This is a genomic window from Bacillus sp. CCB-MMP212 (assembly GCF_022748145.1).
GTDB lineage: Bacteria > Bacillota > Bacilli > Bacillales > Bacillaceae_G > Bacillus_A > Bacillus_A cereus.
The window spans coordinates 83082-98131 of the sequence record NZ_JALDQE010000005.1 but is presented as its reverse complement, the minus strand read 5'-3'; the positions used below and the strand labels follow the sequence as shown (position 1 = coordinate 98131).

The following is a 15050-nucleotide window of genomic DNA, read 5'->3' as shown; positions in this document are numbered from 1 at the left end:
TCTATTTTTAAGGTAAGTAACGACGTGCACCAGCGTATTCTTCTATATATCCTGGTGTATTTAGCGGTATAATCTCTACCGACCTTTCAGCTCTTGGTGAGTGAATCATATTGCCATCACCAATATACATTGCAACGTGATGGACACTACCTTTCCCTTGATCATGTGCAAAGAAGATTAAATCTCCCTTTTGTAAGTTTTCTTTATCAACTGCAATTCCTGCTCTTGATTGCGGTCCAGAATCTCGCGGAATTGTAATGCCGTGCGATTTATAGATCGTATGCGTGAAGCCAGAGCAATCAAATCCAAAACCACTTGTACCAGCCCATATATACGGTAAACCTAAAAATATTTTCCCTGTGTTAATTAAATCATCGGCCGCCGGAGTTGGAATATCAGTTTGAGAACGGTAAACTGTTCCATCATTTTTTCGTAGCCATGCTTTCTGACCATTTGGCAACAATACACGGTATGAAATTGTGTCTTCACTTAATAGCGGCAGTCTTGTATTATAACTGACTTCAAGTGATTTATGTTTTTCAGAAGGATTTATATATAAAATCGCTGTTGGCTTTGTTATTAATACAAAAGGTTCATTTGTTTTATCTGCAAATTCTTGATTATATGTTAATTGCTTTTCAGGCATCCAGCCCGGATAACCTTCTTCATTTCGTGGTGTTGGCTGTCCATGCACTAATACCTTCACCCACTCGCCTTTCTTATCAATAACAGTTACTTCTTGACCGAGTAACGCTTGTGTTTCTAATTTATTTGCATTTGTTAACCATAGTTTCTCGTCAAGTGTCATTGATTTCGTCCATTTCCAAAGATCCACTGGATTTGTTGCACTCGGTGTATCGATTGACCTTAATGAATCAGGTGCTGTCCATAACGTTGCAGCAGATACATCTATAAATGCTTTATTATCCTTCTTTTCTTCAGCATTTGCCAATGTAAACGATGAAAATATAAATAAAGTTGTTAAAAATGCAGTTCCTGCTTTTTTCATATATATCCCCCTTAAAAAAATAGTTTACTAGTCTCTTCTCCTAAGACTTACTATTCACTGTTGATTGAAGGTTTACCTTTGATCCAGAATAAGTCATTCCTTCTGGCTCTTCCATTAACCAAAGCGGTGCATCAAGATCAAAATAATGTATATTAGGATGTGCTGCCGCTAAATGTGCAACAGCGCTAACGGAAAGTGAAGATTCCATCATGCTTCCCACCATACACTTCACACCAGCCGTTTCTGCGATATCTGCAATACGCCATGCTTCACGTATGCCACCACATTTCATTAATTTAATATTAATTAAGTCTGCGTATCTTCCTTGAACGAGCTTTAATGCATCACTTGCTGAAAATATACTTTCATCGGCCATAATTGGCGTTTGCACACGATCTTTGACATACTTTAACCCATCCCAATCTTTCGCGTGTACTGGTTGTTCAATAAATTCTATATTTAAATTACGATTTTCCATCTCTTGAATGATAGAGATCGCTTCTTTTGGACTCCAACCTTGATTCGCATCTAAACGTAATGTCGTATTTCTTGGTACCACATTTCGAATTGCCTCAATACGTTCCAAATCTAAATGCGCCTCTTTACCCACTTTAATCTTTAATGTTTGAAATCCTTTTTCTATATGTTTCTTCGCTTCTTTTGCCATTAATACAGGCTCATCCACACTCACTGTAATATCGGTATAAATTTCTTTCTTCCCGCCTAACAATGCATATAACGGCACATTTTGATATTGGCAATATACATCATATAGAGCGATATCTACCGCTGCTTTCGCACTTGAATTTCCAATACAACTCATTTGAATGCGCTGTAGTAACTGCTGAAACTGAATGATATCTTGACCAATTAAACATGAACGCATCGGTCCTAAAATCGCTTCTTCCATTCCACTGGTGAAATCACCCGTAATAACTGGCGTTGCGGCTGCAGCCCCCTTACCAATCACTCCTTCGTCTGTATGAATATAAACATCTATACTTTCAATTTCTGTTACAGTACGAAGCGCGGTTTTAAACGGTGTATGAAGTTTTATACGTCTACGATTTACTTTTACGTCTGTAATTTTCATTTTGTTCATCCTTTCGTTCTCCAATGAAGTGAAATCTTAATCCACCGGAAATTTATTACCCACAGATTATTAGGTAAACCTATTGAGCATTTACTCTCCTATCTCTCTACTTTGCTTTTGATGTAGGACTTTAATGTGGAATAAAAAAATCCAGCCATAAGAATGATTCTTACGGCTGGATTTTGTCTATGATTGAGTAGACAAAGCAGCAATCTGATTATATTTTTTCTGTGCATCTTTTAGCGCTACAAGTAACGCTTTTTGAGAAGAACCGAAATAACGGTTCTTCACTTCCATTACTAACGCTGGGTCATTTATATTTTTATGTAAAAATAAATATTTAACAAATTGAGATGTTAATGCAATTGTCGCTGAGCAATCTGCATCTACAATTTCCCCTGTATCCTTAACAAGAACAAATGCTACGAAATAGCTTTTAAACTTTTCAGTAATGGGATTATTTTGAGGTGCTTTCGCATCCCCTACGACATAAATTGTATTTGAAGCGTACACAGCTACCTTCCTTTCTTATACGAGGATAACGGGTTTCTTAATAGTCGTATGAGCGATGAACTCAACGTTGATTAAAAAATGTATCCGCTTATCTTGTATTATAATACAATTAACAGAATTTTAACAATATTTATTTCAGTGTATATTCCATAATTGTGAAAATATCTCAAACTCTTCATTTTTACAATATGTGATTGTTCCTTGTACCATGACATTTAAACATGAAAAAACAGTTAGCTATGGCTAACTGTTTTTTCATTACTTTGGCATCACAAATATAGTTTCATTTGACTTAGAAAATTGATACTCTTTTCTCGCAAACTTCAAAATTTCTTCTTCATCGTCTGTTAAATTTTCTATGTTAGTCTTTAAAGAACCTTTATCTTTCTTTAAAGATACTAATTGTTTCTTTTGATCCGTAATCATATCTTTCTTTTTATCAATTACTTCTTGTTGTTTCGTTAAAATATATTGAACGTACAGAGTAGTTGCCGCAATAAAAAGGACCATTAAAATAAGACGCCTTAACTTCTTTTTATTTATCTTACGCTTGTCACTAGGTTGTGATGATTGCTCTGGTATATTAGGAACATTTACTCGTTTGAGTTTCCTCATTCAAATCCCCCTAACCCATATTTTTCACTACCATCGGCACGTTTTCTTACTAAACTAAATTCTATTCTTATAAAATAAACTCCTTCACAAAAATATCCCATAAATTACCCAATTAAAGATAGCATTCGACGACATTTCCATATTTACATCGAAATTTTTTATGTATGCTGCTATAAAATAGTAGTTTCTGTAATTCTTTTTCTACTATTGTAGAAGAGTTTTTTTACACACAAAATTCCTTCCCCACATATCCATGTTATAACATGCTTACAAGGAGGGGAAATATGCATTACCGCACATTAGGTAAAACTGGAATAACTGTTTCTGAAATAGGTTTTGGGGCATGGGCAATCGGTGGTGATGAATGGGGACCTGTTAACGATAAACAATCTATAACTGCTATAAAAAAAGCAATTGAGTGTGGTGTGAATTTTATTGATACTGCGGATGTGTATGGTTTAGGACATAGTGAAAAGTTGGTAGCTACCGCGATTAAAGGACATCGTAATAATATTATCCTATCAACGAAAGGTGGTTTAATCGGACACCACTACGATCCTAATGGAGTTCCTGTATATGATACTCCCGAAAAAATCATCGCCGTATTCGAAACAAGTTTACAACGTCTTCAAACAGATTATATTGATCTTTATTTTTGTCATATTTGGTGGCATAATCGTAGAGAAACAGAAGCATTTCTACGTGCATTTGACATATTAAAACGTGATGGCAAAGTAAGAGCAGTCGGTGTTTCGACTCATGATTTACAATACATTCATCATTTCAATAAAAACAACGAAATTGATATCGTACAACTTGATTACAATATATTAAATCGAAAACCAGAAAAAGATATATTACCATTCTTACAAGAGAAAAATCTAGGAGCTATTATTCGTGGTCCATTAAAAATGGGCATTTTAACTGGAAAATTCACAAATAAAACAATTTTTCCAGATGGAGATTTACGCAAAGAATGGCCAAATGAAACTTGGTTTCAAGAAGACTTACAAACCGTAGAAAAACTTAGGTTGCTCTCAAATAAAAATCAGACCCTCGGGCAACTTGCACTTCGCTATGTACTCTCTCATCCGGCAGTAAGTGTTGTAATTCCTGGTGCGAAGTCAGGAACGCAAGCACAAGAAAATGCAAATGCATCTGTTCGCCCTATTTTGAGTGATGAAGAGCTTAACTATATTCATTCAATATAAAAAGCCCAATCCGGGCTTTTTAATTTGGCAAACTAATATCATACTCCATTCGCTTCGCTGTGTCCTCCGCAACATGCACACCTAACAAGTTTTTCACAATATGAAATGCCATATTAATTCCAGCTGAAATTCCGGCAGATGTTATAATATGTCCTTCATCTACAAACTTTACATTTTCTATAACTTCAACATTTTGAAACTCATTTTTAAACTTTTCAATACTAGCCCAATGTGTTGTTGCTTTTAAACCTGCCAATAAACCTGCTTTCGCCAGTAATAGCGCTCCTGTACAAACTGACGTCATCAGCTTTACTTCTTTCATTTGCTGGCCAATCCATTTTATTACTATTTCATTTTTTATTTCATATTCTCTAGCACCTAGCCCACCCGGAATTATTAAAATATCCACTGGTGGTAAATTTTCAATACTATAATCTGGCTGTACCTTCAATCCGTTCCTTGCTGTAATCATTTCCCCATTCTCGCTAACGGTATAAACAGTAAATGGTTTTTCTTCATTCACCTCAGTTACAGAAAAAACTTCAAATGGCCCTGCAAAGTCTAACACTTCTACTTCATTAAATAAAAATATACCAACACTCCATTTATTCATCATAAGTTCACTTCCTGTTTCAAATGATGTAATAGATGATCATATCCTTTTTCTAATGCAATATCATACGCTGTTTTCCCATCATATTTCTTTATCATCTTATTAGCTCCATTTTTAAGGAGTAACATAATTATTTCTTCATTTCCTAATAATGCCGCTTCGTGAAGTCCTGTCCAGCCACCACTTTGCATAATATTTACATCTGATCCTTTTTCAATTAAGAAAGCAACAAGTTCACTTTGCTTGTTCGCAATTGCTGCTTGCAAAGGCGTATTTTCATTTTCGTTTTTCGCTCTACTATGTATATCTGCACCGCTTTCTAAAAGAAAACTCGCTATTTCTTTCTGTCCAAAATAAGCTGCTAAATGAAGTGGTGTCCATCCATCTTCACTACATTCGTTAACAATACTTGGACTCGCCTTTATAAACTCCACTACTTTTTCCTTATGACCACTTAAAACAGCTTGTGCTATTGATTGTAAATGCTCCATAATAATCTCCTATCCTTCAAAATATTTAAGCATCCCCTTCTACATGTTCTATTAATTATTACATTTTCCTTTTAAAAACTTAAGTTTACATAATAATATTATAAATTACTTTTGTACTAAATGTTGAATAGCAATAATGTTAAAAATAATACCTTTAAACAATAAAGACTATGATTTCATTAGAGTTACTGAAAAAAGCAATTAAAAAAACTATACACATAGTTTTCATCATATTTGTTCAGTTGCATGAACTAAAACAGGTAATATTTATTCTGCTATTCATACTTTCAACATATCAAATAATATTATTCCAATAAAAAAACAATCCATTTTAAAAATGGATTGTTTTTTTATTTCTGTTTTATGCGGTTTATTTTATTTTAGTATTTTCAATGACGAAATAATTACACTTACAAAAATGAAATACTACTATCTTAGCCCCTCTTATAGTAAGTTTTTCGTTTGAAAACCCAAAACACATTTTCGCCTTACGATTAAAAAACATATGTAAAAATCTCTAAAACAGCTGCCTTATCATACTAATCTATAGCAATTCTGTCTTCTTCCCTTACCTGTTTCCTTTAACACATACGATTTTAAAACAAGCGCCGTTAATGAATCTGTTAATGTTTTATATGATAAATTTGATAATGCCAATAGATCGTTCGTATATAACATTCTATGCTTCTCTAATAATAATAGTACTAATCGTTCAGACGGTTTTAATGCCTCATCACTTTCTAGTATAAAGTCTATATTTTTCATTTCTCTAATTACTACTCCTTATATAAAAAAATACTTTAGGTGCTAATTTAATATAAAAATAATACATAACAAAATTTGAAATATATTAAAACAACATTGTTTTAAAACACTATTATACTATAACATATAAAAAGCATTTCCCGAAATAGGAAATGCTTTTTATATTAGTTATATAATTCTTCAAAAACTACATTTAAAAACCGTTAGTCATTCTCTAAATATGAATGACTAACCGTCTTCCAGCTTCTTCTCAATTAACATGTTTTACCTTAAATATTTCTTGCAATATGTGGCTTACTGTAATGACTTGTTCCACCGCCACCTACTACTACTTTACCACCTTTTTCGAAAATTAATAATTTACTTGAACCATCTGCAAGAAGTACTATTACTTCAGCATTATTACTTGTTGCTATATAAATTACATAACCACTCTTTGATATACAAGTTTCCCAATTCGAATCAAATTCTGATCTTACTACACGATTTGAATACACTTGATTTTCAATTCTACCTTGTTCTTCGTTTTCCAAATTTATTCTCCCCTCTTCCCTGAATAGTTATATATATTAAAATAGCAGTCCTGTTTAAAATAGTGACTGATTTTAACATAAATAGTATATGTAGTTAGTAGGAGAATGCTTGGACAATGGAAACAAGACAGTCGATTTTGTATTGACTGCCTTGTTTCCATAGATAGTTCTCTATTTTTCGTTTCGCAGAGCTTCAAAAGTAATCATTTGATTTGCATTTGACGGTTCTTTTTCATAAACATATTCAGCAGAGCAAGTAATGTTAGAGAAACCTATACTTTCTAAAAGGAGTTTAAACTCTACTATTCCATACCAGCGCAGCGCAAAACGTTGTAACTCTGTTTGTACTAGCTGTCCTTTACTCCACTTTTCATATTTCAAATATGATACAGTAACTTGGTTCAGCCAATCTATTTCAATTGATTTATTTTCTAATGTGATTCCGTCTCCACTCGGCAAAGAAAAAGTCGATGTATGAATTTCCCCAGTCTTCCAGTCATGCGGAAGCATAATATCTACGATTAATCGTCCGCCTGGATTAAGATGTTCATAAAAACATTTCAATGCGTTTATAGAATCCACACGATTTTCAATTAAACAAAAAGATCCAGTAGGAATGATAATTGCCTCATATTTATGCGGAAGTGAAAATTGTTGCAAGCTTCCTTCATATAAATTAGGATGTAAGCCTCTCTCTTTACACCGCTTACGGCAAGAATCAAGCATTTCAGGTGAATAATCTATCCCATCCACTTTAAAACCAGCCTCTAGAAGCGGAATGATGACACGCCCTGAACCTACTGCAGCTTCGAGAATTCTACCTCTACAATCTTTTAAACGTTCTTTGTAATACTCAATATCACCATTTAAAGAATAACCGACTGGTTTTGTGTAATCATACAGTTCCGTACAAAGTGTACTATAAAAACTAAACATTTATTTTCTCCTCCGTTTTTACGTACGGAAGATTCCAATTCAACTAATCTTCTCGTACCTCTAGTTTTAATGAGATTTCGAAAGAGCTGACTGTCATATTATATCACTCACTTTCCATAGAATATAATGATATTGTATTACATAACCTTCCAATTTGAAATATAAAATTAAAAATTCAGACTATAAAACAAAAAGCTTACTTTAGTAAGCTCTTTGGAAAAAATATTTATTTCACAATCGGCAATGTCACTTCACTTAATTTCACTGTAAGTTTCGTGCCCGCTTTCGGTCTAATTGTATAATCATAGTCGCTAGCAATTAAAACGACCCCTATTTGATGTCCAGCTTTAAAGACATAATCATCTGGCTGCATGTCCCATATAAATGTATAATCTTTGCCCGGTTGAATCGCTGTTGAATCTTCTATATTATTCAAGTTTTGTGGATCCATCCAGCCCCTCGTTACGATTTCCGGCTTCGTTCCTCCATAGTCAACAAGTAATGCTGTTAAATTTGATACAGATCGATCAATATTTCCTGTAATTGAAATCTTTGGTGTACCACTTATGCGTGTATCTTTTTGAAGTACAGGCATTGTATATACTAATCGATTGGCTACTTCTAATTCTGGGTTTGCTACTAATTGATTTGATTTCATTTGTGCATCATCTAAGAATGAGAAAACTTTATTAGCCGATCCCATACTTAGTGGGAAATTGACTGATTTATTACTTAAATACATACGGATTTTTGAAGGTACAGCCGCTGGATCTGGCCAATTTTTTATCTTTTGCCACGATTTATTTTCTCTTTGCACATCAACCATTGGTTCATCCATAATTCCATTTTCAATTCCGTACAACCAATAATCTAACCATTTATTTTGTGTTTGCTGCCAGTTATTACTTGATGTCCCACCATGACCACCTTGGTGTAGCCACATTTTACGAGGAACATTATTTTCTCCGAGTGCATCCCACCATTGCGCGAACTGCTTCGTCTTAACATTCCAATCATTTAAACCATGAACAACAAATACGCTTGCTTTTACATTTTTAGCATCTTTTACATAATTGCGTTTATCCCAAAAATCATTATAATTACCTGTTTTTCGGTCTTGTCCAGCCGTTAACTCTTTTATAACTTGTCCGCAAACTTCAGGATTTTCCCTTGTCAGTACTGCTTCTGCCATATTATCTGTATCTTCTCCTTGATATCCGCCTGGCGCAATTACTGCACCATTTGCACGATAATAATCATACCAACTACTAATTGCTGCGATTGGAATAATTGTTTTTAAACCTTCAACTCCAGTAGTCGCAACAGCATTTGGTAGTGTACCATTATAAGAAACTCCAGTCATACCTACATTTCCTGTAGACCAATTTGCCTGAACTTCCTCACCCTGTTCTGTAAATGCTTTCGCGCGACCGTTTACCCAATCAATAACAGACTTTGTACCGAGTATTTCTTGTTCATCTCCAGTTGTAGGGCATCCATCTGATTTTCCAGTACCGATACTTTCGCCTAGAATAACTGCATAACCTCTTGGTACGTAATAGTTCCCATACGAACCAAGATTAACCGCTCCATACGGTTTTCCTTCATACGCATACAATTCTTCATCTACATTATATACAGGAACATCTTTTAATCCAGATCGATATGGACTCATTTCATAAATAACAGGAACCTTCACATTCGAATCTGTCTTTGGACGCATAACTTTTATCGATACTCTGTCTTTCTTACCGTCGCGATCACTATCAACTTCTGTCTCTACATATAAATTTTCGATAATAGCTTCATCGAGAGAATAAATCGGCTTTGTCATCCCGTTTTCTAATTCAATTTTCGTATTTTTTGTCTCTTCTTTCTTCTCTGCATGCACATCCATAGTAAAGCTAGGTATAATTGTTGCAGATAGCATTGCTGACAGTGTAATTGCCATTTTCTTTTTACTCAAAATGTTCCCTCCCCTTATTCGTTCTCTTTTACTATATAACAAAATAACTGAAAATTCAGTTTTATTTTGTTATAATAGTTGAGAAACTCAAAGATTTCTTGTTAAATAAAATTTAATGCAGGTGTGAAAGTATTTTCCCACTCCCAGCTTCTATATAAAGTGAGCCCTCACCAATCGGGCGTTTACGGGCAGCGGGGCCCCCACCTAATTTCTTTGCTTCCGCTGAATTTTGAGTTTTGGGGTCTTACTGCCCGGCAAATAGCCGGAAAAATAGAGAAAAAGACAACCGATATTTCTATCGATTGTCTTACATTCCATTTATTATTTTTCTAACTCTTTAAAGGTATCTTTCAAGTCTTTATCAGATACTTTTATATCTGCATTTTTAAGCAGATCTCTAGTAACTTGTTGATGGAATTGAGGATCTTGTATACGTTGCTGTTCTAATTCTTTACGAATATTCTCTTTCTCTTCCTCATACGGTTTAAGCTCTTTTTTATCCGTTAACTTAATAATATGATATCCGAAAGAAGATTTAACAGGTTCACTCAATTGACCAACTTCTAACTTATATGCAGCATCCTCAAATTCTTTCACCATCATACCTGGTCCAAATTCAGATAGTTCTCCACCTTTTTCTTTAGAACCTGGATCCTCTGAATATTGTTTAGCCAATGCCGCGAAATCTTCGCCACTATTTAATTTTTCTTTAATTTCTTTTGCTGTCTTTTCATCTTTCACTAAAATATGGCTAACTTGAAGCTTTGGCTTATAGTGATCTTTAATATCTTTTTCCGTTACGGTTGCTTTAATAGCTTTTTCAAAAGCGAAAGTAAGCTTTAATTTCTCTTTCAACTGATCTTCATTTTTCACACCATTAGATTCCATATATGTATTAAAATTATCGCCCATCTTGTCTTTTAATTCTTTCAGTTGTTTCGTTACCTCTTCATCCGTAACTTTATATTTATCATTTAATACTTTCTCTACTACCATTTCAGATAAATTCTGTTTACCATAGTTTTCTTTTAATTTTTTGTTAAAATCACTTTCTGAAATGCTTCCTGATTTTGTAGTTACAATATTATCTGATGAACCACATGCAGATAAAGATAACGTCATCCCCATTAAAATGCTACCAATTACTAATTTCTTTCTTTTCAAATCCGAATACCTCACTTCATTAAATTCAAATGTAACTATGTAAATATAACGTTTCCCTGTGAACTTCACGTGAATTTAATGAAAGTAGAACATTTGCTAATTCTCCATTTAATACATCAATTTCGAAAATTTTGGTGATTCATCCTGTATCGCTAACCTCTAAAGCTGCAAAAAGGACTAAATTTTCATTAGTCCTTTTTCACATTTATATAAAATTGAATTTCTCCATTTATAGAGGAAACTCCATATTCAAAACCATGTCTTTCTAAAATACTTTTCACTATCGCTAGTCCTAATCCTGTACCTGATTTTTCTTTACTACGAGAAGATTCTAGTACGTAAAAAGGCTCCCAAATTTTCTCGATATCTTTAATTTTATCCGTATGAATGCCATTTTTTATTTGAAAATATATACTTTTATTTCTATCTTCTAAAGTAATTATTATGCTTTGATTTGCTGTATATTTTATTGCATTAGAAATTAAATTTTGAAATACCATTCTCATTTTATTTAAATCTGCATAAACGATTGTATCACCCGTATTACAGTTTACTTGTAAGTCAATTGCTTTCGAATCCAGGTCAATCTGATGCTTATCTAATATACTCTGGACCAGTGGTTCAATGGGGAATTCTTCTTTTTGTAAAATATCTCTTTCTAGTTTAGAAAATCGTAATAGTTCTTCAATTAAGTTTGATATTTGATCTGTTTGTTTAATAATTGTATCTACATAAGTCCCATCATCTAATCCATCTTTAATCCCCATAGAGTATGCTTTTACTAATGCGATCGGTGTCTTTAATTCATGCGTTACATCACCCATAAATCGTTTTAAATGTTCATTACGATCAGTTAAGTCTTGATGTGCTTCATGTAGTTTTTCACTCATGATATTAATACTATTGGCCAACTCTCCTATTTCATCATTCGTTTTCACTTTCGTTCTTTTAAACTGCAAATGTGAAATATCCTGAGCCACATCACTTAGCTCCTTCAGTGGCGTCGTTATTATTTTTGAAAGTATCCACACAAGTAAAATAATAAGAAGGAGCGAGAAACATACGATGTATAAGTAAAATGTATTTAACGTATTTATAATTTCATTTGAATTCGCAATGGAAGTCCCAATTAAAATTATCGTATCATCTTTCGCAATATATTTAGCAAAAAAACTCGCTTTTACCTTTCCTTGATCGTACAGTTTATTCGATTGCCCTTCCGTCTTCACTTTCATAACTTCGTCTTTCGTAATCCAAAGCTTATTTAAAGTTACTTTCTTTTTCGTAAGTTGCATGCGTAACGCTTCGTTCATAGCATCTTCTGACTGATTAATTGGGGTATACGCAATTGTAACGTTATTTTCACTTTCAATTGTATGAATAACATCCTCTATATTTTCCACTGTTGTATTTTGTATTTGTGTTGTAAATTTATTTAAGTTTTCACGTGTTTTATAAATAGTATAGTTCGGTAAGAGATTGTTAATGAATAATAATGAAATCATAAAGATGAGAATAACAGTTGCAGAAATACTTAAAAATAACTTTTTCCCAAGTTTATTCACTTTGTTCCTCCAAACTATATCCCAGCCCGCGATGCGTCTTAATAATATTTTCTCCAATTTTTTTACGCAGCCTTCTTACATGTGTATCAACCGTTCTCTCTTCTCCAAAATAGTCAAATCCCCATACAATATCTAGCAATTTTTTACGAGTTAAAATCGTTCCTTTATGATTTAAAAAGCATTTTATTAATTCGAGCTCTGTTTTTGTAATTTCTAACTCTATATCATTTTTATATACTTTATTTTTGGCGAAATTTATCTTTACATCTTGTACTTGAATAATATCATCATGCTGAATAAGTTTTTTCGCTCGCGTAATTAGTACTCCTGGATGAAATGGTTTTTTCACGTACTCATCTGCCCCGCTTTGAAGTGCTGCTAATTCATCTTCACTTTCACTTTTCGCCGTAAGCATTAATACTTTTACGCTTGAATTCTTTTTTATTTCCTGACAGACAGTAATACCACTATGTTTTGGCATCATCCAATCCAAAATAGCTAAATCAATTTTTTCATCATAAAATATTTGAAGTGCTTCCTCTCCGTCTTTTGCTAATAAAACTTCGAAGCCTTCTTTTTCAAAATAAGCTTTTAAAATTCTTAACATATCTTGTTCGTCATCTGCAATTAAAACTTTCATATTTTTTCCTCCATTGCTTTTAAACAAAAACCAATTGTATCATACAACATCTTTGTTACATGAATGTGACAGAAAAATATTTAAAGCTTTTGAGGGGATAGTAATGGTGAGGTGTTGTATTATGATAAAAAAAATCGGGGTCATTTCTCTTCTTTTATTTCTATTATCAACAAATGCATTCGCAAATACAAATCAACAGATTGAAGTGTTTGATTGTCAAAAAGAAATGGTCATTCAAAAACAATCTTTAGATCCAATAGTCCAAAAAGAAGCAGTTCAATACGCTAAAGCAATTACTGGTCCATTTAAAAACTTAAATGTCGTTCCAAAAGATGGCTATATGATAAAAATCCCATTATCTAAGCCGGTTTCTATTACTAATCAATGGTTACACGCTACAATAGACGAAGTAATTATACTGCTCCCACTAAATGAAAAGCCTTATATTATGCTTTATGATGATGAAAATAATCCGCATTTTTATTATGTAAAAGGTAAACCAGGATTATTATTGAAACAAATGAACGTTAAAACGTAATTGACTGAAAAGGAGTCACCTTATAAGCTAAATTTTAAAAGCTAAGGTGCTCTTTTTTATAATAACAATTTAGTAAATGAAATTATAAAAGTTGTTTTTAATATAAGGATCGCAACTTCATATATCAGCGATTTTTAAGATATATCGATTTACCAACTAAAATACCTGTCCGTCTATTCTTTTGGTAGCTACCTCGATAATACTTTGTAGTGACTAGATCCCTTATATAATCCCTCTTTTACAAATCCATTTGCAGTATAGAACGCATCTCCTTCCTTCGTGTGAGCATGTAATACAATCACTTCAAAATACTTTTCCGCATGACATAATAGTTGGTTTAATAATAAGTTCCCTAACCCTATACGCCGAAAATCCTTTGAAATATAAAATCTCCTTAACCGCCCAATCTTATTGTCTTTTGTGTACGGATCCTCATTTAAACCTCCAACTCCAATTAACATATCACCTCGGAAAACACCATATAAACATTCTCCAGTTTTATTGAATACATTTATTTTGTTTTTATATTCATTTATTATCCTTATAAGGAAATTAAAACCTTCTTCTTCACTCTCTTGAACGAGATGACTGAATTCATATTCCATTAAATTTTCTATTTGTTGAATATGTATATCTTTCAAGTCCATTCCCCCTAAGTACGAAAATATATAAAAATGCTCGAGAATCATTTATTCTGAGCATTTTTATGGTTGTTACTTTATTTAATTCATAGTGTGCGTATTCTTCACTTCAGATAATATTCCCTTCAACCCCATTAAACCATCTATTACTATATCAGCCTGAGCAAGTTCATCTTCTTGCGCAAAATCAAAATTGCACCCAATTGCAAGTAAACCGTTGTCTTTCGCTGCATTTATATCAGATAGCCGGTCACCAACTACGGCTGCCTCTTTTATATCATATTTGTTCATAATACTTTTAACTAAGTCACCTTTATTTAGCGATTGTATTTGTTCAATACTAAACGTTTCAGTCACCCACTTGTCTAAAGCATAATAAGTTACGATTGCTCGTAAATATTCTTTCAAACCATTACTAGCAATGTAAATGGAACAATTATTTTCTTTTATATATGTAAATATTTCTTTTACATTTGGATATAAAGCACCTTTTCCGCTTTTTATATTTTCAATAAGTCTATCTAAAAAATATGCATCTGTTTGTTCTCTTACTTCAATAGAATGGTTCGGTAATAAAGCTTCCCAAACTTTCGGTAACGGCACACCCATAATTTCTCTATATTTATCAATTGGTGTTACTGTATCCCATAATTGTAATGATCTTAAGTGATCAAAAGTATCATCTAATGATAATTCTAAAATTTTATCTGTTTGAAATAATGTTCCGTCCATATCAAAAATTAATGCTTGTAACATT

General features: G+C 33.0%; 17 protein-coding genes. 2 read left to right on the top strand and 15 right to left on the bottom strand.

All coding sequences use genetic code 11. The annotated features are described in order from the left end of the window. Positions 1 to 7: 7 nt before the first annotated feature. From MRP26_RS15200 to MRP26_RS15185, 4 genes are all read right to left on the bottom strand, one after another. On the bottom strand, positions 8 to 1009 hold the full coding sequence (locus MRP26_RS15200) for a C40 family peptidase (protein ID WP_242806261.1): 1002 nt from the start codon (positions 1007 to 1009) through the stop codon (positions 8 to 10). A gap of 40 nt (positions 1010 to 1049) precedes the next feature. Beyond that, positions 1050 to 2111 (bottom strand): dipeptide epimerase, encoded by a 1062-nt coding sequence (locus MRP26_RS15195; RefSeq protein WP_001038451.1) that lies wholly within the window; start codon positions 2109 to 2111, stop codon positions 1050 to 1052. A gap of 177 nt (positions 2112 to 2288) precedes the next feature. Continuing rightward, positions 2289 to 2615, bottom strand: a complete 327-nt coding sequence (locus tag MRP26_RS15190) for a DUF3870 domain-containing protein (protein WP_000271322.1) — start codon at positions 2613 to 2615, stop codon at positions 2289 to 2291. A gap of 258 nt (positions 2616 to 2873) precedes the next feature. Further along, the gene (locus MRP26_RS15185) at positions 2874 to 3230 is read right to left on the bottom strand and encodes an FtsB family cell division protein (protein ID WP_001228736.1); all 357 of its coding nucleotides are present in this window, start codon (positions 3228 to 3230) and stop codon (positions 2874 to 2876) included. 284 nt (positions 3231 to 3514) lie between these two features. Here MRP26_RS15185 and MRP26_RS15180 point away from each other — a divergent pair, with 284 nt between their 5' ends. Beyond that, the gene (locus tag MRP26_RS15180) at positions 3515 to 4441 is read left to right on the top strand and encodes an aldo/keto reductase (protein WP_016081254.1); all 927 of its coding nucleotides are present in this window, start codon (positions 3515 to 3517) and stop codon (positions 4439 to 4441) included. Between the two features lie 19 nt (positions 4442 to 4460). Here MRP26_RS15180 and MRP26_RS15175 read toward each other — a convergent pair whose 3' ends face one another. The 9 genes from MRP26_RS15175 to MRP26_RS15135 all read right to left on the bottom strand — a co-directional run bounded on the left by MRP26_RS15175 (position 4461) and on the right by MRP26_RS15135 (position 13114). Further along, complete coding sequence (locus MRP26_RS15175; protein WP_000981420.1) at positions 4461 to 5057, bottom strand: DJ-1/PfpI family protein; 597 nt, start codon at positions 5055 to 5057, stop codon at positions 4461 to 4463. Beyond that, positions 5054 to 5545 (bottom strand): ankyrin repeat domain-containing protein, encoded by a 492-nt coding sequence (locus MRP26_RS15170; protein ID WP_000400688.1) that lies wholly within the window; start codon positions 5543 to 5545, stop codon positions 5054 to 5056. Before MRP26_RS15170 ends, MRP26_RS15175 begins: the two co-directional genes overlap by 4 nt. Before the next feature lie 534 nt (positions 5546 to 6079). Further along, complete coding sequence (locus MRP26_RS15165) at positions 6080 to 6310, bottom strand: hypothetical protein (RefSeq protein WP_000789031.1); 231 nt, start codon at positions 6308 to 6310, stop codon at positions 6080 to 6082. A gap of 269 nt (positions 6311 to 6579) precedes the next feature. Beyond that, complete coding sequence (locus tag MRP26_RS15160) at positions 6580 to 6843, bottom strand: hypothetical protein (RefSeq protein ID WP_075720378.1); 264 nt, start codon at positions 6841 to 6843, stop codon at positions 6580 to 6582. Positions 6844 to 7014: 171 nt separating this feature from the next. After that, a complete protein-coding gene (locus MRP26_RS15155) occupies positions 7015 to 7779 on the bottom strand; it encodes a class I SAM-dependent methyltransferase (protein ID WP_000490914.1) in 765 nt (254 codons plus the stop codon). A 226-nt stretch (positions 7780 to 8005) separates the two neighbouring features. Further along, a complete protein-coding gene (locus MRP26_RS15150) occupies positions 8006 to 9745 on the bottom strand; it encodes a Xaa-Pro dipeptidyl-peptidase (RefSeq protein ID WP_078401829.1) in 1740 nt (579 codons plus the stop codon). A gap of 321 nt (positions 9746 to 10066) precedes the next feature. Next, positions 10067 to 10909: a peptidylprolyl isomerase PrsA gene (locus MRP26_RS15145; RefSeq protein WP_001987511.1), complete on the bottom strand. Its 843-nt coding sequence runs from the start codon at positions 10907 to 10909 to the stop codon at positions 10067 to 10069. A gap of 188 nt (positions 10910 to 11097) precedes the next feature. After that, on the bottom strand, positions 11098 to 12474 hold the full coding sequence (locus MRP26_RS15140; protein ID WP_088023855.1) for a sensor histidine kinase: 1377 nt from the start codon (positions 12472 to 12474) through the stop codon (positions 11098 to 11100). After that, a complete protein-coding gene (locus MRP26_RS15135; RefSeq protein ID WP_000865979.1) occupies positions 12467 to 13114 on the bottom strand; it encodes a response regulator transcription factor in 648 nt (215 codons plus the stop codon). The genes MRP26_RS15140 and MRP26_RS15135 overlap by 8 nt, the downstream gene beginning before the upstream one ends. A 121-nt stretch (positions 13115 to 13235) precedes the next feature. On the opposite strand from MRP26_RS15135, the gene MRP26_RS15130 reads away from it, so the two are divergent. Further along, a complete protein-coding gene (locus MRP26_RS15130) occupies positions 13236 to 13652 on the top strand; it encodes a hypothetical protein (RefSeq protein WP_088023853.1) in 417 nt (138 codons plus the stop codon). A 188-nt stretch (positions 13653 to 13840) separates the two neighbouring features. Here the strand turns inward: MRP26_RS15130 and MRP26_RS15125 are convergent, their stop codons facing one another. Further along, positions 13841 to 14341, bottom strand: a complete 501-nt coding sequence (locus MRP26_RS15125) for a GNAT family N-acetyltransferase (RefSeq protein WP_242806260.1) — start codon at positions 14339 to 14341, stop codon at positions 13841 to 13843. A gap of 33 nt (positions 14342 to 14374) precedes the next feature. Continuing rightward, positions 14375 to 15049 carry an HAD hydrolase-like protein gene (locus MRP26_RS15120; protein WP_075719676.1) on the bottom strand — a complete coding sequence of 225 codons (675 nt, stop codon included), beginning with the start codon at positions 15047 to 15049 and terminating at the stop codon, positions 14375 to 14377. Between the last annotated feature and the right edge of the window lies 1 nt (position 15050).